The following is a 21,600-nucleotide window of genomic DNA, read 5'->3' on the forward strand; positions in this document are numbered from 1 at the left end:
ACGCTTCGTCGAGTTCTGTGCTCGAGGGACCAAAGCCGCGGGACTGATGGGCGTAAAAGGTGCTCGGGGCAATCGCGATCCCGTGGGCGGTGAGTGTGTCGCAGATTGGCTCGACCCCGAAGCGGTGTCGGTAGGTGCGGATGAAGTCCACAATCACCGAAGTTTGCGGTCGAGCTCCGCCTGGGCGAAAAAAGCCGACGCCGTCTTCAAGATCTCATTGGCCCGACGCAGCTTGGCCACTTCCTTGGCCTGCTCGTCGTAAGCAGCCTGGAGCTGCTGGTAGGACAGGGAACCGGGTCCAGGTACCTGTTCTCGTTGTTCGTGCTTGCGGATCCAGTTGCGCAGCGTGGACTCCTTCACGCCGAGCAGCTCGCCGATCTCCCGGCGGGCGCCGGCTTTGGAGATGTCGCCTTCCTCGAGGCGCTCGAAGTACATGCGCACCGCGCGCTCCTGCGTGGCTGCGTCGTACTGACTGGGTCGTGCCATGCTGATCGTCCTCCTAGGGTAAAACCTAGTCTCCGACCAACCCAGGCCGCTTCAATTCGCAAACTTGCACATCAAGCCCGTAGTGGAAAAGTTTCTGGCTCTTTGGCTGCAGCGTCCCCTCCGCCGAGCGGTGACGAATTGTGGACAAAACCACAGCTAAGGCAGGTAAAACTCTTCATGCCTAGGGGAAACCCATTTTTTTGTTAGGCAAATTAACAAGGTTAAGCAACGGCTTTCAAGACCTCTACCTGTAGTTATCTTGTTGGCCTTTGTGTTAAGGCGAGGTTAGAATCGCGGGGTGAAAACTAGCTGGCGTGTCTTTGTCCGTGATGCCAAACGTATTTTGGCGGTGCCTAAGGCATTCATCATTGTCATTGGCATCCTCATCACCCCTGCGTTATACGCATGGCTGAATATCGCTGCGTTTTGGGATCCCTACAACAACACCGAAGCGATTCCGATCGCGGTGGTCAACGAAGATAAGGGGGCCACCTCCGATCTCACCGGTGAGATTAAGGTAGGGGACCAAATGGTTGATCAATTGCGGCAGAATGACCAGCTAGGGTGGGAATTCCTCTCAGCTGACGAGGCTGATGAAAAGATCCATCGGGGCGAGGTGTACGCCTCCTTTGTCATCCCCGAAGAGTTCAGCCAGCAGCTCGTGGACATCTTCAGTGGCAGCCGCGCCCAGCCGACCATCGAATACTCCGTCAATGAGAAAAAGGGTGCCATCGCGCCGAAGATTACCGACGCGGGATCCAACTCCCTTGACATTAAGATCACCTCCGCCTTCCGCGAGCAGCTCGGCAAGGCGGTGTCGGAGACCTTGCGGGATCGTGGCGTTGACTTTTCTTCGAGCATCCAAGACACGCAATCGACAACGACCCAGACATTGCAAGACTTGGAAGCCCAGCTTGGCACCACACGGGACAACGTGCAAGATATCGCCAATCAGCTCGCCGGCTCCGGCCAGACCGCAAGCGACGTCAAGGGCATGCTGGCGGCGGCCGACCCGGCGCTGGGAGATGTCGCCGCCTCCTTGACCAACATTCAGACCATCTTGGATACCGTCATCACCGACGCGCAGGTTTTTGCACAGTCCACCGGTGATGCCAGCGCGAAGGCACAAGAAGCACTGGGCGTGTCCACCGCCAATGCCCGAAGTGCGCTCACCTCCACCTCGGCGATGCTGGGCGAGGTGGGCACGCAAATCCAAGGCGGTACGGACAGATTCAGCCAGGGCATTACCGCCGCCGAGAATTCTCTGACCGCCGCCGAGGCGACGTTGGGTGCTGTTTCGCAGCCTTTGGCCGGCGATACCCTCGCGGGGGTTCGCACCCAGCTCGATCAAGCCCAGGCGGTGGTGGATCAGCTCAATCAGGTAGCCTCCACGGCCACCGAGACCTCTCGGCAATTAGACGCCCTCGGCAACGACTTCGCGACATTGATCGACCGGGTCCAAGACAGCAGCGGTGCGCTGCGATCGACTTCCAATGAGGCGGTCAATTCGCTGACTACACGGGTGACCGCCCTGTCCGCGCGCGCCGGCCTGCTGGCCGGTCAGGCAGCGCAGGCGCAAAGCTCCTTGGGGCAGATCACCGCCTTGGTCGATGGCTTGGAAGACCAGCTGCAGTCCACGCGGGACATCCTGGTGGCAAGCGACGGCAACCTGGCCGATCTCCAGGACTTCGCCCGCAATTCCGAGGCCGATGTCGCAGCGCTTGCGGCCGCGCTGCAGTCGGGTACGCTGCAGACCGTCACCGGACTCGATGCCGACAACATCGGAACCTACCTGGCTTCACCAGTGGAATTTGAAAAGCAAGCACTGTTCCCGGTTGCTTCCTATGGTTCTGCGATGTCGCCGATGTTCGTCAACCTCTCGCTGTGGATCGGCGCCTTCATCCTGATCATCATCTTCCGCGTGGAGGTGGACAAGGAAGGCTTCCGCGCGTTGGCCCTGCGGCACGCCTACTTCGGCCGCTTCCTGCTGCTCAGCGTCCTCGCGATCGCGCAGGCAATCATCGTCAGCGTAGGTACCTTGCTCATCGGCGTGCAGACCGTCAACGCCTTCGCCTTCGTTGCAACGGCAGTCGTGATTGGCCTTAGCTATTTAGCCATTATCTATGCACTCGCGGCAGCTTTCGGCCACGTAGGCCGGGCCATAGCTGTGGTGTTGGTGGTGCTGCAGATTCCCGGCGCATCCGGGCTCTACCCGATCGAGTTGATGCCGGGATTCTTCCGTGCCATTTACCCGGTCTTGCCGTTCTCCTACAGCATCAAGGCCATGCGAGAGACCGTGGGTGGCTTCTATGGCAACCAATATCTGCACTACATGGCGATCGTGTGCGCGATGGGGCTCATCGCACTGATCGTCGGCCTCATCCTGCGCCGACAATTGGGCTATTTCACGCGCCTATTCAACGACGAGCTCGCGCGCACCGAACTGGTCATCAATGAAAACGTGGAGATCCTCGGCTCCGGCTACAGGCTCAGCCACATCATTGCGCTTCTGTCTAACCGAGGCGAATTCTCCCGCGAACTGACCCGCAGGCGCGAGAAGTTCGATGCGTCTTATCCGATGCTGGTGCGCGTGCTGACCATAATCGGCCTGGCCGGGCTGTTCGTGCTGGAGATTTTGTCGCGGGCGACGTCGATTAGCAAGCCGGGTCTTTTGGCGGTGGCCACCCTGTGGGGCCTGATCATCGTCGGCGCGCTGGTGACCACGGAAAGCTTGAAGCAGTCCCTGCGGCATGCAAGTGAGCTCGAGGCACTAAGCGAGGATGATCTCGTCGCAGCGCTCAGGCAACACCGCGCCATCCATAGTGCAACCACCGACGAGCCGGACCCGGAGGCGCAGCCGGCCGAGAAGGTGCTCGCAACCGGTGCCACCGAAGCTACCGATACGAACGATAAGACCGAGACCACTGAATTCCCGGCACAGGAAGGAGGAAAATAATGAACGCGACCCGATTTATCATCCGTGATGATGCCCGCCAAATCCGCGGCAACGTCATGATGGGGATCTTTATGAGCGTGCTCGTTGCCCTCCCGCTGCTGTTTACGTGGTTTAACGTGCTGGCTAGTTGGGATCCCTTCGGCAACTCCGATCGACTCAAGATAGCGGTGGCCAACACCGACGAGGGGTACCAAACCGACGTGCTCAACCTCAAGGTCAACGTCGGCGACCAGGTTCTCTCGCAGCTTCGCGGAAACAAGAGCCTGGATTGGATCATCACCGACGAGGACACCGCGCTCGAGGGAACGCGCTCGGGCGACTACTACGCCGCCATCGTGCTTCCGGAGAACTTCAGCACCTCGATGTTTACCTTCTACGCTGGTGGCGCGGCGCCTGCGGACATCACGCTGTATACCAACGAGAAGAAGAACGCGCTATCGTCCAATATCTCCAACCAGGGTGCCCAGGGCGTGACCTCGCAGATCAACGCCGCATTCACCCAGGTACTCAGCGAGGTGGCGATGGGGCTGGCGCTGGACGTCTCCTCCTTCCTCGACGACGAAGAAACCGCAGCCACCTTGGATCGTTTGGAAGTCCGGCTGGAATCATTATCAACGCAGCTGACGTCCGCTTCCCATACGGTGAGTTCTTTCCAATCGCTGGTCAGCGCCTCGGTTCCGCTGGTGGAAAGCGCCCAGAACCTGACCGTTTCCCTGGATGATTCGCTCAACACCGATAGTGGATTGACGGGGTCATCCGATGGCTCGGATTCCGTCCTCGATGACGCAACCAGCGCGCTCGGAGATTCTCTCGACCGCACCGCGGACAGCGTCAGCGCAGTACAAAGCCGTTTGGACTCCGTGCTCAACTCGGCATCCACGGGGGCGAACTCCCAGGCGGATGCGATTGATTCCGCAGCCGCCGGCATTGATAACCAGGTTGCCGCCTTCCGTCAGACTCGCGATTCGCTCAACAATGCGATCCCGTCCCAGCTGCGGGGCACCCCTGCGGCGGTGGGTTTGCTCGCGGATCTCGACGCGGCCATCGCGCGCCAGGATTCCCTCGCGCAGCGGCTGCACACGCTGGCTTCTGACCTGCGCTCGGATCAGACCACCAACCAGCAGGCCCGCGATCAGGCCCGGCAGGCGATCGATGAAGCGACCACAGCGATTGCAAACGCCAGGGATAACTACCGCACCAACTTGCAGCCCCAGCTTGAGCAGCTGCGCAGCAACATGGCCGATGCCAGGGACAACCTAGCGGTGGTCGGCTCCTACCTGGATAACATCCGTGCCAGCTTCGCAGACACCGACCAGGGGCTGCTGCAGACGCTTACGGATGCGCAGACCAGCTTGGGTATCTCCGCGGACAACATGTCCAACGGGGCGCAGCGCTTGGATGATGCCGTCAAGGAGATGGCGGATGCCCGCGAGTCCGGAGATCTCAAGCGCATCGCGGCCGTCATCGGCACCGATCCCGAGGGGCTGGCGAAGCTCATCGCCGCCCCCATCAACGTGGAGCGCAACGAGATCTTCCCCGTTGCCAGCTTCGGCGTGGGTATGACGCCGCTGTATAGCGCCATCGCCTTGTGGGTCGGCGCGCTGTTGAGCTCTGCCTTCCTGCACACGGTGGTCTCGCGCAACGTGTACCTGCGCTATCTTGCCTCGAATCCGCCGGCCCCAGCGGAAGACGATAGCGACGGCACAGGTGTCACAGACGGCACAGACGGAGACGACAACGTCGCTCAGGGCGCCGGCGTGACTGGCGAAGACGCTGCGGATGAAGCAGGGGTGATGGAAAAGACCAAGGCCAGGGATGGTTTTACCGGCATACAGGAGTATTTCGGTCGCTTCTTCCTTTTCTGGGTCGTCGGCATGGCACAGTCCACGCTTTTGATGCTGGGCCTTATCGTCTTCGTTGAGATTCAGCCGGCGCATCCGTGGCTGCTCATGATCAGCGGGTGGATTACCTCCTCTGTATTCATGCTGATCATCTACACGCTGGTGCTCTCGCTCTCCAACGCCGGCAAGGCCGTCGCGGTGGTCTTCCTGGTGCTCCAGATATCCGCGGCTGGCGGCGCATATCCGCTGGAAGTGCTTCCGCACTGGTTCCAAAACATCAGCCCGTGGCTGCCTGCAACGTATTCCATCAACATGATGCGTGCCGCCATCGCCGGTATCTACGAGTGGGACTACCTCACCAACATGGGCATGCTCTTGTTGTTCCTGCTGCCCACCCTGCTGGTGGGTCTGGTGCTGCGTCATGCGATCGCCGCCCGTATTCACAGCATGACTGAGGATCTGGAGTCCACGAAGGTGATGTAGCAATCGCTGCAGGTTAACGTCACACGCGCCCTTGCTTGCCGACGCCGCCCGCGCCGCCGGCGGCCGGGGCCTATAGCGCGCGCTTGAATCCCACGTGGCTAGGGTGATATCCCAGCCGCTTGTAGAAGTCGAGCGCGCGCTCATGGGTCTCATCCACGCTGACCTGTGCCATCTTCGCACCACGGGCGCGCCCGTATTCGTGGGCCCATTCGATCATCGCGGAGGTAAGCCCGATCCCGCGTACCTGGGCGGCCACCCGAACCGCCTGAAGCTGCAGGCGGGTGGCGCCGCCGCGGGAAAGCTCGGGCAGGATGGACAGCTGCATGGTGCCCACCGTGGCCCCGGCGTCGTCTTTGATCACCGCCAGGAACTGGTTGGGGTCCCTGGCAAGAATCGTGAAGGCATCGTCGTAGGCCGGGTGCTCGCCCTTTTGCACGGCGTCGCTTTCCAAGCGTGCGCCATGTTCGTCGTCGGAAAGCACTTTGACGATATCGGCGACGTCGCCGCGCACCGCGCGCTGTACCCGAAACTGCCTGTCATCGACGGTGAGCAGACTACCGACGGATTCGCGGGCCCGCTGCCGGATATCGCTTACCACCTCATCGAGCCACCCGCCGACATTGCGCCGCGCCTGCGGGGTATCCGGGTAGCGGCAGCGCAGATGCAACCCCGTCTCGTCCAAAATAAACCACACCATCCCCCCATCCGGGCGGATGCTTGCGCCCACATACTGCGCCTTCAGGCCCACAGCGTCCACTCGCACGGGAAGCCGGCGCAGATCGAGCCAGGAAATCGCGAACATGCCGGGAGTTTCCGGCATGTCACCCCAGGGCTTCATGATGTCCTCCAGCGGCCAAGAACCCAAGCGTACCGCCTCCTTGACGGAGTCGGCGCAGGCGGCGGGGCGGGGATCTGTCGATTCGAGAACGGAGTTGGTGATAAACCACCCCACCGAGTTGTGCCGCTGGTGGTCATAGCGGCTATGCACGGGAAAGACTGCGCGCAGCGGGGCGTTGGCCTGTTGGCGGGTGACCTTCGTCATCGCCGCCACCACCGTCGACAACGAGGACACCCCATCGGCGCGGGCCTGCGCGGAAAAGGCGGCGGCCTCGTCAACGCCTAGAACGTCGCGGACCTCCACGCGCTCGACGTGCGGGCCCGGCTCGCCCAGCGGCAGCGGGAGGCGCGGCATGCCCCCCGCCGCTTGCGTCGATGATCTCGGCCCAGCGCCGGTGAATCTCCACCGGCGCCTGTTCGCGCTCGCGCAGGCTTTGGGTGTGCTGCGAAAACGGGGCGACCTCGGAAAGTTACGGGGTCCCGATGACGTATTCACCCAAGGCGGCAAGGAAATCGCGCAATACCACCACCATCGACCACATGTCTGTGTGCGAGTGGTCCACGCCGATGATCACGGTGGTCTCAGTGACCGTCTCAATGGCACACAGGCGGTAGGAAGGAGATGCGAAGGGAGCGCAATAATGGTCAAGGACGCGGCGGACCGCATCGTTTACGGCCTCGCCTGCATGAATATAATGCTCCACCCAGCCTCCGGGGGGGTAACGGGCTGAGGCAGGGGCTTGTGTTGGACAAGCTAAAAGCCGTGAGCAGGGAAAGGAGACTGATTGAACTCCAATTCCTCGCTCACGGCTTGCTACGTTGAGGGGGTATTTTAGCTGTCGCGATACACGCCGCGGCCAAGGGTGTCACAGGAACTCATCTGGCCGGTGCGGTAACCCGTAAGGAACGCTTCCTGGCGCTGCTCGGAGGTGCCGTGGGTGAACAGGTCGGGGCGGACTTCGCCGGTGGAGCGCTGCTGGATGTTGTCATCGCCCACCGCGCGGGCGGCCGTGATGGCGTCGTTCACCTGAGCGTCCGTAATCGGCTCCAGGAACGCATCTTCGCCTTGGTCAGCGTAGTGCGCCCACATGCCTGCGTAGCAGTCTGCTTGCAGCTCAATGAGCACGGCATTGGATTCCGCACCGGGGTCATTGTAATTGGATAGCCTCAGCGTTCCCTCGAGTTGCTGGATATGGTGGCCGAACTCATGGGCCACAATGTACTGCTGGGCAAATGGGGTGTTTTCGCCGCCGTATTGGGAGAGTTGGTCAAAGAAGCTGACGTCAAAGTACGTGGACTGGTCCGCAGGGCAGTAGAAGGGGCCGGTCTTGGAGCTTGCATAGCCACAACCAGACTGGGTGGCATTCGTGAACACCACCAATCCGGGTTCCGTGTATTCAATGCCAGCCTGTTGCGGCAGGATCTCCTGCCACATCTGGTCCACAGAAAGCGCAGTGAACTCCACGCGGCAGTCCGCCTCGGTGTTCGCTTGGTCCGAAACCTGGCAGTGATCCAAACCGCCGGAGGTTTCCACTTGTTGCTGGCCGGCTCCGGACTGGGAGCCGAGGAATTCGTCCAACTGCGCCGGGTTTCCACCCATGAGGAGGAACAGGCCAACCAGAAGAACGGTGCCGATGCCGCCACCAGCGACCATACGGCCGGTGCCACCTCCGCCGGTGCGCGCACGGGACTCTGTCTTTTGAATACCACCACGGAACGTCATGCGTCCGATTCTTTCACACCCACAGGACAAAACGGGCAAACTCACCACGAGGTGCCGCTGGTGGGTAGTACTTGGTGAGGTGTTTCTTGAAACGCGATTGGAGAAATTCCAATTAAGCGTAGCTGGCCAGGTCAAAGGGTCCTTCACGATCGATGTTGGAGGTTGAGCACGATGTGTTGAGCCGCAAGCATGTTGGTCATGATGGTTGCGGGGGAGTCAGAGTGTGGCCTCGATTTTGCAGCGGTCCACCGCGGCTGACGTGGAATTCCGGCGCCCCAATGGCAATCTTGCGATACCGCTCGACCTGCATGGATAACTGCCCGAGTACTGAAACCGCAGCGGCTATGTTCCTGTGGATACACTTACAACCCATGAGCCAGCACAACACAAATGTCCAAGGCAGTCCGACGATCCGAGTACGCCCCGCACGTAGGGAAGACACTGCCGCAATGGTGCAGTTTGTCAAAGACCTCGCCGTGTACGAGAAGGAGCCGCTGGACACCGTCCGTCTTACCGAGGCCACACTCGAGCAGCAGCTCTTTGGTGAACACCCGGCGATCTTTGCCCACATCGCCGAAGAGATCGGCGCAGATGGCAGCGCCTCCAGCGTTGGCTTTGCCCTGTGGTTTTTGAACTACTCCACCTGGGAAGGTGCGCATGGCATTTACCTTGAGGATTTGTTCGTACATCCGGAACACCGCGGCAAAGGCGCGGGGAAGGCATTGCTCAAGGAGCTGGCCGGCATCGCAGTGGAGCGCGGATACAAACGGGTGGAGTGGAGCGTATTGAAGTGGAACACCCCATCAATCGAGTTCTATCGCAGCATCGGTGCGTTCCCAATGGAGGAGTGGAACACCTACCGGCTCACCGGCGGCGCGCTTACCCAACTTGGCGGGTAGAGCCGCAATCTCCTTGGGGAGTGGATCGGCGTGAAATGAAACGCCAATTGATGCGCCATTAACAAGCGCGTGAATCTCTTGGGAACTTTCAGCAAATGCGCAGGTGTGTGGAGAAGGATGCGCTGCAGTGCGAGCGTCGGGACGCTACAACACAAGGAGTAATCCACGCATAGCTTTTCCCAAGGAGACTCCTCACATGACGTATCACCCCCGCAGGCGTAGCCTTCGCGCGATTGCGCTGGCTACCACCACTGCCACGCTGTCCCTGGGCATAATGGTGCCTACCGCGAGCGCGCAGGAGACCGCCACGTTCAGCATCAGCAACTTCACTGACCTGCACGGGCACATCGCCCAGGTAGCAAGCGGTGGAAACGTCACCGAGCCAGGGGCGGCGGTGCTTTCCTCCATGGTCAAGCACGTCAATGAAGGTCAGGAATACCTACTCACCAGCAGCGGCGATAACGTGGGTGGCTCCGCCTTCCTCTCCGCCGTGCTGGATGACGAGCCAACGCTCGCCGTGCTGAACCAGATGGGACTGCACGCTTCCGCCGTGGGCAACCACGAGTTCGACAAAGGCTACGACGATCTCACCGGGCACATCCAGCCCCTCTCCAACTTCGATTACCTTGGCGCAAACGTCACCGGAGGCACGCCCGCGCTGAAGCCCTACGTGGTCAAGGAAGTCGCTGGTGTGCGTGTGGCGCTGATCGGCTCGGTCACGGAAACCACCAAAAACAAGGTGTCCCCGGCGGGCATCGTGGGCATCGACTTCGACGACCCTATCGCGGCCACTAATGCGCTCGCTGACGAAATCACCGCCACCAACCAAGCCGACGTCGTTGTGGCGCTGTTCCATGAGGGTGTTGAGGACCCGAATGCGTTCAACGCGAACGTCGATGCTGTGTTCGCGGGCGATACCCACGAAACCGAGTCCCAGGTAATTAAGCGTGCCGACGGCTCCGCGTTCGCCGTGGCTCAGGCCTACGAATACGGCAAGGCCTTGGCAGACATGGACTTCACCTTTGACAAGCAATCTGGCAAGGTCACCGACATCACGAGCACGGTGTACGACACCGCACAGATGATGGCCGCTGTAGGCAACACCCCAGACCCGGCTGTTGCCGCAATCGTTGAGCAGGCAATGCAGGATTCCGAAGTTGCGGGCAACAGGGTAGTGGCCACCGCCGCCGCAAGTTTCTACCGAGGCGCAAACGAGGACAGCGCGACAAGCTCCGGTTCCAACCGCGGCGTGGAGTCCACCCTCTCCAACGCGCTTGCACAAGCGGCCAAGGATGCAATCACCAACAACACCTCAATCACGGCAGACCTCGGTGTGATGAACGCTGGCGGCGTGCGCGCAGACTTGCTCGAAGGAGAAGTGACCTACCAGGAGGCCTTCGCAGTACAACCATTCGGCAATGAGATCACGTACACCACGCTCACTGGCCAGGACATCATCAACGCCATCGAGCAGCAGTGGAAGGACCCATCCGCATCCCGCCCAGTACTGGCACTTGGCTGGTCCGATAACTTCACCTACACCTACAACCCACAGGCTGAAGCTGGAAAGCGTTTCATCGCGGGCACCATCGACGGCCAGCCGCTCGATCCCGCCGCCTTATACGTCGTTGCGGGTTCCACCTTCCTGCTTGAAGGCGGCGATGGCTTCCCGGCGCTGGCAAACGGTAGCAAACTGGCCAACACGGGGCTGATGGACGTAACTGCATTCACCGAATTCCTTGCAAACAATCCCACGCTCACTCCACGCGGCAGCCAGTCAGCCGTGGGCATGCAGGTGAGCGGCGATCTTGCCCCCGGCGCCGAGGTAACCTTTGACCTCAGCTCCCTGCTCTACACCGTCGGCGATAGCGCATCCACCGTGACGCTCTCTGTAGGCGAGACCATTGCCACCGCAGACATCGCCCGTGATTTCGGTCCAGCCAACTTCGGCGAGGCCGGAACCGCATCGCTGAAGCTCCCTTCCCGGCAGCGTGAAGGCCACGGACCTGGTCACCATCACCACCGACGCTGGCACCCGCTTAAGCTTCGAGCTCGGCGCACTTGGGGGCGTTATGGAAGCTGATGACGCTTCTGAAAACCCAGCGGCACAGGAGCCCTCTGAGGACCCCACACCGGTGGGAAGCTCCACAGGCTTCGGCTTCTTTGGCCTGTTCTTGCTGATCGCACTACTGTTTTCTCAGGTGTTCATTGCAGGGGATTCCGTGTTCGGTGCCTGGTTCGCGCCGATTCAAGCGCTGTTCAGGCAGCAAGGAAGCGCATAAATTCAACACAGCGCACCTATGCCGCCACAATCAGACGGGCTCACCAAAGCAAAGTGGGGCCGTCTCCGCGCATCCCAGCGGGTCGATGCGCTTTGGTGCCCGCGGTAGTGCCAGAGTGTGCAGTGTGCAATTTGGAACGCCCTGCGAGTAAGATATTTCACTTAGACTTGAGGCATTTGCCAAGTGCCCAACCTCATGGCCCAACGCCACGGCCCCGTGCGGGTGGTGGTGGGCTGCGAGTCTGCGCTGGTGCTCATCAAGAGGAAACCCACGAGGAAAGGAAGAGTTGCACGTGTTGCGTACACATTTCGCGGGCGAGCTGCGTAAAGAGACTGCAGGTCAGGAAGTTACACTTACCGGTTGGGTGTCGCGCCGGCGCGACCACGGCGGCGTGATCTTCATTGACTTGCGTGACTCATCCGGTATTGCGCAGGTGGTGTTCCGCGAGAGTGAAGTTGCACAGCGTGCTCACCACCTCCGCAGCGAATACTGCGTAAAGGTCACCGGTGTGGTGGAGCCACGCCCCGAGGGCTCCGAGAACGCCAACTTGGCATCTGGTGCCATCGAGGTCAACGTCTCCGAGCTTGAGGTTCTCAACGAGTCTGCGGCGCTCCCATTCCAGATTGACGACGCAGCGCAAGGCGGCGAAGTGGGCGAGGAAGCCCGGCTGAAGTACCGCTACCTGGACTTGCGGCGCCCACAACAGGGTTGGGCGCTGCGCCTGCGCTCTAAGGCAAACCAGGCAGCGCGCCGGGTACTGGACCGCCACGACTTCGTGGAGATCGAAACCCCAACGCTGACCCGTTCCACCCCTGAAGGTGCCCGGGATTTCCTGGTTCCAGCTCGCCTGAAGCCAGGTTCCTGGTATGCCCTCCCACAGTCCCCGCAGTTGTTCAAGCAATTGCTCATGGTGGCTGGCATGGAGCGCTACTACCAGATCGCTCGCTGCTACCGCGACGAGGATTTCCGCGCGGATCGCCAGCCGGAGTTCACTCAGCTCGATGTTGAGATGAGCTTTGTGGATCAAGATGACATCATCGCCTTGGCCGAGGAAATCCTGGTGGAGCTGTGGAAGCTCATCGGCTATGAGATCACCACTCCGATCCCACGGATGACCTATGCGGACGCGATGCGTCTCTACGGTTCCGATAAGCCAGACCTGCGTTTTGACATTCAGCTTGTGGAATGCACCGAGTTCTTCAAGGACACCACCTTCCGTGTGTTCCAAAATGAGTACGTTGGCGCCGTGGTGATGAAGGGTGGCGCTTCCCAGCCTCGCCGCCAGTTGGATGCTTGGCAGGAGTGGGCAAAGCAGCGCGGCGCGAAGGGCCTCGCGTATATCCTCGTGGGTGAGGACGGAGAGCTTTCCGGACCAGTGGCAAAGAACATCACGGAAGCTGAGCGTGAGGGTATTGCTGCGCACGTCGGCGCCGCCCCAGGAGACGCGATCTTCTTCGCCGCCGGTGAGACCAAGAGCTCACGCGCGTTGCTTGGCGCAGCACGCGGCGAAATTGCCCGCAAGCTGGACCTGATCAAGGATGGCGACTGGGCGTTCACTTGGGTTGTGGATGCACCGCTGTTCGAGCCCGCTGCCGACGCCACCGCTAGCGGTGATGTTGCACTTGGACACTCCAAGTGGACCGCTGTGCACCACGCGTTCACCTCGCCGAAGCCGGAGTGGATTGACAACTTTGATCAGAACCCTGGTGAAGCAACCGCATATGCCTATGACATCGTGTGCAACGGCAATGAGATCGGTGGCGGTTCCATCCGTATCCACCAGCGCGATGTGCAGCAACGCGTCTTTGAAGTGATGGGCATCAGCGAGGAAGAGGCGCAGGAGAAGTTCGGCTTCCTCCTGGACGCATTCGCCTTCGGCGCACCACCACACGGCGGCATTGCTTTCGGTTGGGACCGCATTGTGTCCCTGCTCGGCGGTTTTGACTCCATCCGTGACGTGATTGCGTTCCCGAAGTCCGGTGGCGGCGTGGACCCACTCACCGACGCTCCCGCCCCAATCCCTGCGCAGCAGCGTAAGGAGACCGGTGTGGATTTCAAGCCAAAGGCTGAAAAGGCAGCGAAGGCAGAGGCGGGCCAAGCCTAAGCTGGATTGCTTGCAACCGCCCCGCGCTGGCACTGGCCGTCGCGGGGCTGTTGCATGTAATGGGGCGGTGGTTCATGGGCGCGCACACCAACGGACGCCCACGGAAAGGAACCCAAGCAATCCTGCTACTTTGACGGTGCGCTTGGGCAGCGTTCAAGTATGGTGGTGTGTGGATAAGGTCGGCAGAGCGGAAGCTAGCGCTTCGAGGCTGATCATCGGGCTCCTGCAGGTAGATGCAACCTGGAGCGCGGCCTGCGCAAACGGCATGAAACGTTGCACGGGTGCTGTGCGGAGGAGCACAACGGTGTTGCCCACGCTAGTTTGGGTGGCACGGCAGAAAGGTACAACAGGATTATGGGTGGACAAGTTCCCGATCACCCCTTGGGTATGAGCGGCCTCAACGGGGTTGCTGAGCTGCGCGAGCAATTTGAAAATGACGCAGCTTCTATTGCTGAACTCACTGAGAAGGTGGTTGCCAGTGCTGAGGAGCTGCTGTCTCGACGCTACGGAGGCATGCAGAGCCTGCAGGACGTGCAGCGTCTGAACGGCTCCGGCGTGGCCTTGGTGTTGCGTGCCCGGGTTGCACCTTCACCGTTTTTGCAGCAGCGCTCCGTGATCATTAAGTACACCCCACCAACCGGGGCGGATTTTGATGAGTCTGGGCTGTTGCGGGAGATCGTTGCCTACCAGTTCACCACCTCGTTGAGCGAGGATGTGCGCCCAGGGCCAATCCTGTTGGCCCATGACATGGATGAGCACCTCCTCGTCATCACTGACTCAGGTGACGGTGACACCTTTGCGGAGCTCCTTCGCACTCACAATCCGCAGATGCGCCAAGAAATCCTGCGTAACCTCGGTGAGGCTATTGGGCGGATGCACGCGGGCACCGCAATGAAGGAGCCTCATTTTGAGATCCTGATGCACCGAATGGCTGCCAAGTACCCTGAGATCGCCAAGACCATGCACTTCCGCGAGCGCCTGCTGCGTGCGTCGATTTTGCTCGGGATGGAGCTAGTGGAGCACTCCGGCATTGCGGTGCAAGAAACCGTCCGAGACTTTGCGATGGACGCCAACCGCAGGCTTTCCTCGGGGCATCACCGGGCATTCACTCCCTTTGACCTTTCCCCAGATAACATCATTGTTTCCTCCACCACCCATTTCTTGGATTACGAGTGGGCAGGTTTCCGCGACGCCGCCTTTGACCTCGCCTGTGTGGTAGCTGGGTTTCCACAATTCCTGTTCACAGAGCCAATCAGTGATGATGAGGCAGACGTGTTCATCGAGGCGTGGACGCACCAAGTCTCCCGCCTGTGGCCCAATGTGAACAACCTGAATCGCCTGCACGCCCGCGTGCTGACGGCGCTGGTGGGGTGGTCTTTTGCCTCCATAGCGCTGATGCATTTCAGCACTGATGCGGAGGCGTTTGAAAAGCTCTACACCTTGGTGCTGCAAAATGATGCGGCTCCGCTGGATGTTTCGCAGTTGCTTACCCTGGTGGGGCACTCCACCCCGCTGCTTGCAACCAAGGAGATGCTCAACCTGCCAACGGGTGTGGATGAGGACACCATCAAACTTGCCCGAAAGGACCTTTCGGAAACCTTCGAGGCGCTGGCACGCTTTGCTGCGCGTAATAGTGATAGCCGCTTCCCAGAGGTGCAAGTATTCGCGCAGACGGTGGTTGAGCGCCTGGTCTAGGTTGCACCGGGCCAGGACAGCCAAGGACAAAAGCGAGCAAAAGTTTTCCGAGAGGATTCAGGGCAATGAGCAGCGTGGGACAGGGAGATTTGGGCCTTGGAGACGGCCTCTTTTCCTCCATGCGCCCAGTGGAAACACCTGAAGTGTTTGCTGCGGGGTCCCATTCACCGTTGGCCGCCCGAATGCGCCCGCGCAGCATTGATGAGGTGTTCGGGCAGCAGCACTTGCTGGCCCCGGGCAAGCCGCTGCACCGCCTGATCCACGGCTCCGGTGATGCCTCAGTGATCCTCTATGGGCCGCCTGGAACCGGCAAAACCACCATTGCCTCTCTGATTTCGCAGGCAACGGGGCACCGCTTCGTTGGGCTTTCCGCGCTTTCGGCCGGGGTGAAGGAAGTTCGCGCGGTGATCACCCAGGCCCGCCAGGATCTCGCCCGTGGCGTGCGCACCACTTTGTTCATTGATGAGGTCCATCGCTTTTCCAAAACGCAGCAAGACGCGTTGCTGGCTGCGGTGGAAAACCGCACGGTCCTCTTGGTTGCGGCGACCACAGAAAACCCCAGCTTTTCGGTTGTAGCGCCGTTGCTTTCCCGCTCGCTGTTGCTCAAATTGGAGCCGCTTTCTCTTGAGGACATCAAAGCACTCATTTCCAGAGCAGTGTCCGACGAACGCGGGCTGGGCGGCAGGATCACAGTCAGCCCTGAGGCGTTGGAGCAGCTTGCGGCACTCGCAAGTGGCGACGCCCGCCGGGCGCTGACCTACCTGGATGCAGCCGCGGAGGCGGTGGCAGACGGCGAGGCCCTAACTGCGGAGATTCTGGCGAGCAACATTGACAGGGCAGTGGTGCGCTACGACCGCGATGGCGATCAGCACTATGACGTCACCAGCGCCTTCATTAAATCCATTCGCGGCTCGGACGTAGACGCCGCCCTGCATTACCTGGCCCGCATGATCGAGGCAGGGGAGGACCCCAGGTTCATCGCCCGCAGGCTCGTGATCCACGCGAGCGAGGACATCGGCATGGCCGACCCCACTGCCCTCCAAACCGCCACCGCTGCCGCGCAGGCCGTGCAGTTTATCGGTATGCCAGAGGCCCGATTAGCCCTTGCGCAGGCAACCATCCACTTGGCCACCGCACCCAAATCTAACGCGGTGATCCAGGCAATTGACCTGGCAATTTCCGACGTCCGCAAGGGCCGCACGTCGCCGGTCCCAGCGCACCTTCGGGATGGGCATTACAAGGGAGCCAAGGACCTCGGCAACGCCCAGGGATACCTGTACCCCCATGATGACCCGCGGGGCGTCGTCAAGCAGCGCTACATCCCAGAGGACCTGGACGAGGCAGTGTACTACCAACCCACCCCACACGGATCCGAGCGCCCGCTCTATGATCTTGTTGGCAAGCTGCGCCGTATTGTTCGCGGCAGCAAGTAGACTAGATTGGTTGCAGTAACGCGAATGCGAGAAGGAAAGTAGGAAACCCCTAGTGCAGACCCACGAAATTCGGGAACGCTTTATCAACCACTTCACCAAGGCTGGGCACCAAGAGGTCCCCAGCGCTTCGCTGATTTTGGACGACCCCAACCTGCTGTTCGTCAACGCCGGCATGGTGCCGTTCAAGCCATACTTCCTGGGGCAGCAGAACCCTCCTTTCCCCAACGGCACCGCAACCAGCATCCAAAAGTGCGTGCGCACCCTTGATATTGAAGAGGTGGGCATCACCACCCGCCACAACACGTTCTTCCAAATGGCTGGCAACTTTTCCTTTGGCCAGTATTTCAAGGAAGGTGCGATCACCTATGCTTGGGCGCTGCTGACCAACCCCGTTGCTGAGGGCGGCTACGGGTTGGACCCCGAGCGTCTGTGGGTGACCGTCTACCTGGATGACGATGAAGCAGCGGACATCTGGCATGAGAAGGTAGGCATCCCGCGTGAGCGTATCCAGCGCTTGGGCATGGCGGATAACTACTGGTCCATGGGTGTTCCAGGTCCTTGTGGTCCGTGCTCGGAGATCTACTACGATCGCGGCCCGGAATACGGCAAAGAGGGTGGCCCGATTGCAGATGACAACCGCTACCTGGAGATTTGGAATCTCGTGTTCATGGAAAATGAGCGCGGAGAAGGCATTGGCAAGGACAACTTTGAGATCCTCGGCCCACTTCCAAAGAAGAATATTGACACCGGCCTCGGCGTGGAGCGCGTGGCCTGCATCCTCCAGGGCGTGGATAACGTCTATGAAACGGATTTGCTGGCGCCCGTGATCGCGGTTGCAGAACGTCTTTCCGGTACCAAGTACGGTGCGAAGCAGGAAGATGACATCCGCTTCCGCGTGATCGCGGACCACTGCCGTACCGGTATGATGCTGATCCTCGATGGCGTCACCCCATCCAATGAGGGCCGCGGCTACATCCTGCGCCGCCTGTTGCGCCGCATCATTCGTTCCGCACGCCTACTCGGCGCAACCGGCACCACCCTGGAAGAGTTCATGAACACCATCATGGACACGATGACCCCTTCCTACCCCGAGATCGCAGACAACCGCGAGCGCATCTTGCGCGTTTCCATCACGGAGGAAGCTGCGTTCCTGAAGACCCTGGAATCCGGCACCGAGCGCTTCGAGGAGGCGGCCGCTGCAGTGAAGTCCAAGGGTAGCTCCAGCGTATCCGGCGCTGATGCGTTTGCGCTGCACGATACCTACGGCTTCCCAATTGACCTCACCCTGGAGATGGCCGCTGAGGCTGGTCTTGAGGTGGACACCGAGGGCTTTGAGTCCCTGATGGCCGAGCAGCGCGCCCGCGCGAAGGCAGACAACCAAGCCAAGAAGCATGGACATGCCGACCTCTCCATCTATCGCGAATGGGTAGACGAGCACCCAACGGTGTTTACTGGTTTCGATGAACTCAGCAGCAGCGTCAAGGTCCTGGGCCTGATCTCCGGTGGCCAGAAGGTCTCCGAGGTTGCCGAGGGGCAAGAGGTAGAGGTGATCCTGGATGCCTCGCCGCTGTACGCAGAGTCCGGTGGCCAGTTGGGTGACCGCGGCACCATTACCCGCGGCGACGTGGTGCTGGACGTCAACGATGTGCAAAAGATTGGCAAGAAGCTGTGGGTCCACCGCGCAACCGTTACCCGCGGTGCTCTGGGCGTGGGTGAAGAGGTCACCGCACAGGTCAATGAGCAGTGGCGCCACGCGGCTCGCCAATCACACTCCGCAACGCACCTCATCCACGGTGCACTGCGCCAGGTGCTCGGGCCAACCGCTGTGCAGGCCGGTTCCATGAACCAGCCCGGCTACCTGCGCTTTGACTTCAACTACACCGAACAACTCACCCCGGAGCAGCTCAAGGATATTGAGAGCATCACCAACCTGGCCGTGGATAACGACTGGGCAGTGAACACCATTGAGACGTCCTTGGCCGAGGCAAAGGCCATGGGTGCGATGGCACTGTTCGGCGAGAACTACGGTGACGTGGTGCGCGTGGTGGAAATCGGCGGCCCGTTCTCCATCGAGCTTTGCGGTGGTACTCACGTGAGCCACTCCTCCCAGATTGGTCCCGTGTCCATCCTGGGCGAATCCTCTATTGGTTCCGGGGCGCGCCGCATCGAGGCCTACTCCGGCCTGGATTCCTTCCACTACCTCAGCAAGGAGCGCGCGCTGGCGGAGGGGATCGCGAGCAGCCTGAAAGCTAAGACTGACGACCTCCCTGAGCGAATCGCAGCACTGACGCAGAAGCTGAAGGAAACGGAAAAGCAGCTTGAGCGCATGCGTCGCCAGCAGATGGCCCAGCAGTCCGGCCAGATTGCCGCTGAGGCAGAGCTGCTTGGTGGTGTCTCCGTGGTGATCAAGCGTCTGGACGCCGGTGCCAACGTCGGTGATTTGCGCAATATCGCCAACGACGTCCGCGGCAAGCTCTCCGGCAAGCCCGCTGTGGTTGCGCTGGTTTCGGAGACCGACGGCAAGGTGCCTTTCGTGATCGCCGCCTCCAAGGAAGCGGTTGAGGCGGGGCTCAGCGCTAAGGATTTGGCTGCACAATTTGGCGGCTACATCAAGGGCCATGGCGGAGGCAAGCCAGACATGGTCCAAGGTGCTGGTAGCGAGATCGGCGGCTTCGAATCCGGTGCCCAGGCACTGCGGGCGGCTATCCAAAACGCCTAGCCAAACCGATCTGATCCGATTAGGGCCGAGCAGTCTCCATGCGTGCTGCTCGGCGCTTCGTTTCCCTTCCTTTGGAGCACACCATGGTAGAACACACACCACAGAGCCAACACGAGCAGTCCGACATACGCCCCGACACCCCGGGAGAAAACGACCCCGGAACCGGCCGGAGGCTCGCGCTCGACGTGGGTACGGTGCGCATCGGCGTTGCATATTCGGATCGCGCCGCGGTTCTTGCCAATCCATTGGAAACGGTGCAACGCACCACCAAGTTTCAAGACCCGGACGGCAGTGACATCCAGCGCATCCTCGAGCTGGTCCGGGAGCACCAGATCGTAGAAGTGGTGGTTGGGCTGCCCCGAAACCTCGACGGTTCCGGTTCCTCGAGCGTCCGCCATGCTCAAGACATCGCGCGGCGCCTAGAGCTGCAGCTTTCCCAACGCTCGCCGGCAGTACCCGTGCGCTTTGCCGACGAGCGGCTCACCACCGTCATGGCACACCAAACGATGAAGGCCACTGGCCTGAGCCAGAAGAAGGGCCGCAAGGTAGTGGACCAGATCGCGGCGGTGAACATTTTGCAGCAGTGGCTCGACGGGCGCTCGCGCACCCTCGCTCGCCTGGCTTTTGAGGCTGAACAGGCCGAACAAGCTGAACGGCTCGATAGCCCGGAATAGTACGAGCATTGCAGCGTTCCGGTGCTTTCCGTTGCTTTTCGTTGCTTTCCGGTATTTTCCGGGACTTTTGATGGCCGTGTTTCAGCGAGCACCTGGCGCAGGATTGCTGCTGATTGAAAAACCTCGGCCGTTTTCGCCCGCGCCTGCAGATCTTCTGCACGGTTTGCCTTAGGCTTATGGAAACTTCTGTTGTCTTGCGTGCCTTCTGTAGTGCGTGGAACAGCTACACCATTGTGCAGCACAGCCAACCGCTTCCTGGCATGTGCTGGGCGAACTAACAAGACAGGAACTTACATGCGCATGGAACCAACCTACGTCAAGCGCCGCCAGCGCGGACTTGCCGTATTGATTACTACACTCATTTTGGTTGTGGGAGCCGTGGTGTATATCGGTGTGAATCGCTCCAGTGGGCCTGCCGATTTTGAAGGCCAGGGCAACGGGGTAGTAAAGCTGGTGGAGATTCAAGAAGGTTCCTCCATCTCCGCCCTGGGCCCTGAGCTGGTGGAGTTGGGCGTGGTTGCCTCTGACGCCGCTTTCCAAACCGCAGCGCTTTCCAACCCGCAGGCCTCCAGCGTGACCCCAGGCTTCTACCGACTCCAGGAGGAAATGAGTGCTGAGGCAGCGGTGAGTGCACTACTCAACCCGGATAATCAGGTTTCCATGCTGGACATTCCAGGAGGTGCCACCCTCATGGACGTCACCGTTGTGGGCGGCAGCACCACGCCGGGCATCTATTCCTTGATTTCCCAGGTCTCCTGTGAAGAGACTCCTGGTGATTGCATCACTGTGGAGCAACTGCAGTCCGTTGCTGCTTCCACCGATCCGGCAGATCTTGGCGTGCCGGAGTGGGCCCGCGAGCAGGTGCTCGCACGCGGCGATGACCCGAAGCGCTTGGAAGGTCTCATTGTGCCCGGGCAGTACGTGGTGAACCCTGGTGCGGATGCCACCGAGGTGCTCACGGATCTGGTGACTCGTTCCGCTACTGCTTACACCAATACCGGTATCGTCGAACGTGCCCAAGCACTGGGCCTGAGCCCTTATGAGCTGCTCACTGCTGCCTCTTTGGTGGAGCGTGAAGCGCCGGCGGGTGACTTCAACCGAGTTGCCAGGGTGATCCTTAACCGTTTGGCGGTGCCGATGCGCCTGGAGTTTGACTCCACTGTGAACTACGGCCTGGCTGACCAAGAAGTGGCTACCACCGATGAGGACCGAGCAACCGTCACCCCGTGGAACACCTACGCCATGGACGGACTGCCAGCAACGCCAATTGCTGCTCCTTCCATCGAGGCGATCGAGGCGATTGAGAATCCGGCTGAGGGTGACTGGCTGTTCTTCGTCACAATCGACGCCCAAGGCACCACCGTGTTCACCAACACCTTTGAAGAGCACCAGGCCGCAACCCAGGATGCGCTGAACAACGGCATCTTGGATTCCAACCGCTAAGCCCACAGCCCAAAGCCCACAGCTC

General features: G+C 60.5%; 14 protein-coding genes, 2 pseudogenes and 1 other annotated feature. Of the genes and pseudogenes, 11 read left to right on the top strand and 5 right to left on the bottom strand.

From position 1 onward, the window contains the following. A pseudogene (locus tag NQ018_RS03135) lies at positions 1-246 on the bottom strand (IS3 family transposase); the annotation flags it as partial. Next, positions 65-196 (bottom strand) — a sequence feature (AL1L pseudoknot). Its footprint overlaps the pseudogene before it by 132 nt. Positions 247-276: 30 nt before the next feature. After that, positions 277-486 (bottom strand): annotated as a pseudogene (locus NQ018_RS03140) (transposase); the annotation flags it as partial. Between the two features lie 298 nt (positions 487-784). On the opposite strand from NQ018_RS03140, the gene NQ018_RS03145 reads away from it, so the two are divergent. Both NQ018_RS03145 and NQ018_RS03150 read left to right on the top strand, forming a co-directional pair. Beyond that, on the top strand, positions 785-3,442 hold the full coding sequence (locus NQ018_RS03145) for a YhgE/Pip family protein (protein ID WP_257058340.1): 2,658 nt from the start codon (positions 785-787) through the stop codon (positions 3,440-3,442). Next, positions 3,442-5,766 carry a YhgE/Pip domain-containing protein gene (locus NQ018_RS03150; protein ID WP_257058343.1) on the top strand — a complete coding sequence of 775 codons (2,325 nt, stop codon included), beginning with the start codon at positions 3,442-3,444 and terminating at the stop codon, positions 5,764-5,766. Before NQ018_RS03145 ends, NQ018_RS03150 begins: the two co-directional genes overlap by 1 nt. 70 nt (positions 5,767-5,836) lie before the next feature. Here NQ018_RS03150 and NQ018_RS03155 read toward each other — a convergent pair whose 3' ends face one another. From NQ018_RS03155 to ypfJ, 3 genes are all read right to left on the bottom strand, one after another. Further along, positions 5,837-6,808: a GNAT family N-acetyltransferase gene (locus NQ018_RS03155; protein ID WP_306428896.1), complete on the bottom strand. Its 972-nt coding sequence runs from the start codon at positions 6,806-6,808 to the stop codon at positions 5,837-5,839. Between the two features lie 265 nt (positions 6,809-7,073). Then, the gene (locus tag NQ018_RS11490) at positions 7,074-7,307 is read right to left on the bottom strand and encodes a hypothetical protein (protein WP_306428369.1); all 234 of its coding nucleotides are present in this window, start codon (positions 7,305-7,307) and stop codon (positions 7,074-7,076) included. A gap of 128 nt (positions 7,308-7,435) precedes the next feature. Beyond that, positions 7,436-8,326: a KPN_02809 family neutral zinc metallopeptidase gene (gene ypfJ, locus NQ018_RS03160; RefSeq protein WP_257038728.1), complete on the bottom strand. Its 891-nt coding sequence runs from the start codon at positions 8,324-8,326 to the stop codon at positions 7,436-7,438. A 371-nt stretch (positions 8,327-8,697) separates the two neighbouring features. On the opposite strand from ypfJ, the gene NQ018_RS03165 reads away from it, so the two are divergent. The 9 genes from NQ018_RS03165 to mltG all read left to right on the top strand — a co-directional run bounded on the left by NQ018_RS03165 (position 8,698) and on the right by mltG (position 21,575). Beyond that, positions 8,698-9,225: a GNAT family N-acetyltransferase gene (locus NQ018_RS03165; RefSeq protein WP_257058344.1), complete on the top strand. Its 528-nt coding sequence runs from the start codon at positions 8,698-8,700 to the stop codon at positions 9,223-9,225. A 196-nt stretch (positions 9,226-9,421) separates the two neighbouring features. Beyond that, positions 9,422-11,308, top strand: coding sequence for a bifunctional metallophosphatase/5'-nucleotidase (locus tag NQ018_RS03170; RefSeq protein WP_257058346.1), 1,887 nt, complete (start codon positions 9,422-9,424; stop codon positions 11,306-11,308). Next, entirely contained in the window at positions 11,298-11,507 is a 210-nt protein-coding gene (locus NQ018_RS03175; protein WP_257058349.1) for a hypothetical protein, read from the top strand. The genes NQ018_RS03170 and NQ018_RS03175 overlap by 11 nt, the downstream gene beginning before the upstream one ends. A gap of 292 nt (positions 11,508-11,799) precedes the next feature. Beyond that, entirely contained in the window at positions 11,800-13,611 is a 1,812-nt protein-coding gene (gene aspS, locus NQ018_RS03180) for an aspartate--tRNA ligase (RefSeq protein ID WP_257058351.1), read from the top strand. Positions 13,612-13,965: 354 nt separating this feature from the next. Continuing rightward, on the top strand, positions 13,966-15,306 hold the full coding sequence (locus NQ018_RS03185) for a phosphotransferase (RefSeq protein WP_257058354.1): 1,341 nt from the start codon (positions 13,966-13,968) through the stop codon (positions 15,304-15,306). 119 nt (positions 15,307-15,425) lie between these two features. Then, positions 15,426-16,739 (top strand): replication-associated recombination protein A, encoded by a 1,314-nt coding sequence (locus NQ018_RS03190; RefSeq protein WP_257058616.1) that lies wholly within the window; start codon positions 15,426-15,428, stop codon positions 16,737-16,739. A 52-nt stretch (positions 16,740-16,791) separates the two neighbouring features. Next, entirely contained in the window at positions 16,792-19,458 is a 2,667-nt protein-coding gene (alaS, locus tag NQ018_RS03195) for an alanine--tRNA ligase (RefSeq protein WP_257058357.1), read from the top strand. A gap of 83 nt (positions 19,459-19,541) precedes the next feature. Further along, positions 19,542-20,132: a Holliday junction resolvase RuvX gene (gene ruvX, locus NQ018_RS03200; RefSeq protein WP_257058359.1), complete on the top strand. Its 591-nt coding sequence runs from the start codon at positions 19,542-19,544 to the stop codon at positions 20,130-20,132. Positions 20,133-20,426: 294 nt separating this feature from the next. Beyond that, positions 20,427-21,575: an endolytic transglycosylase MltG gene (mltG, locus tag NQ018_RS03205; protein ID WP_257058362.1), complete on the top strand. Its 1,149-nt coding sequence runs from the start codon at positions 20,427-20,429 to the stop codon at positions 21,573-21,575. Positions 21,576-21,600: the final 25 nt, after the last annotated feature.

It is taken from the genome of Corynebacterium kozikiae, from assembly GCF_024580965.1.
Lineage (GTDB): Bacteria > Actinomycetota > Actinomycetes > Mycobacteriales > Mycobacteriaceae > Corynebacterium > Corynebacterium kozikiae.

Bases quoted from the DNA above. Each gene is read 5' to 3' on its own strand.
- NQ018_RS03150 (WP_257058343.1), top strand. From the start codon at position 3,442: ATGAACGCGACCCGATTTATCATCCGTGATGATGCCCGCCAAATCCGC.
- NQ018_RS03155 (WP_306428896.1), bottom strand. From the start codon at position 6,808: ATGACGAAGGTCACCCGCCAACAGGCCAACGCCCCGCTGCGCGCAGTC.
- ypfJ (WP_257038728.1), bottom strand. From the start codon at position 8,326: ATGACGTTCCGTGGTGGTATTCAAAAGACAGAGTCCCGTGCGCGCACC.
- NQ018_RS03165 (WP_257058344.1), top strand. From the start codon at position 8,698: ATGAGCCAGCACAACACAAATGTCCAAGGCAGTCCGACGATCCGAGTA.
- NQ018_RS03170 (WP_257058346.1), top strand. From the start codon at position 9,422: ATGACGTATCACCCCCGCAGGCGTAGCCTTCGCGCGATTGCGCTGGCT.
- NQ018_RS03175 (WP_257058349.1), top strand. From the start codon at position 11,298: ATGGAAGCTGATGACGCTTCTGAAAACCCAGCGGCACAGGAGCCCTCT.
- NQ018_RS03185 (WP_257058354.1), top strand. From the start codon at position 13,966: ATGGGTGGACAAGTTCCCGATCACCCCTTGGGTATGAGCGGCCTCAAC.
- NQ018_RS03190 (WP_257058616.1), top strand. From the start codon at position 15,426: ATGCGCCCAGTGGAAACACCTGAAGTGTTTGCTGCGGGGTCCCATTCA.
- ruvX (WP_257058359.1), top strand. From the start codon at position 19,542: ATGGTAGAACACACACCACAGAGCCAACACGAGCAGTCCGACATACGC.
- mltG (WP_257058362.1), top strand. From the start codon at position 20,427: ATGCGCATGGAACCAACCTACGTCAAGCGCCGCCAGCGCGGACTTGCC.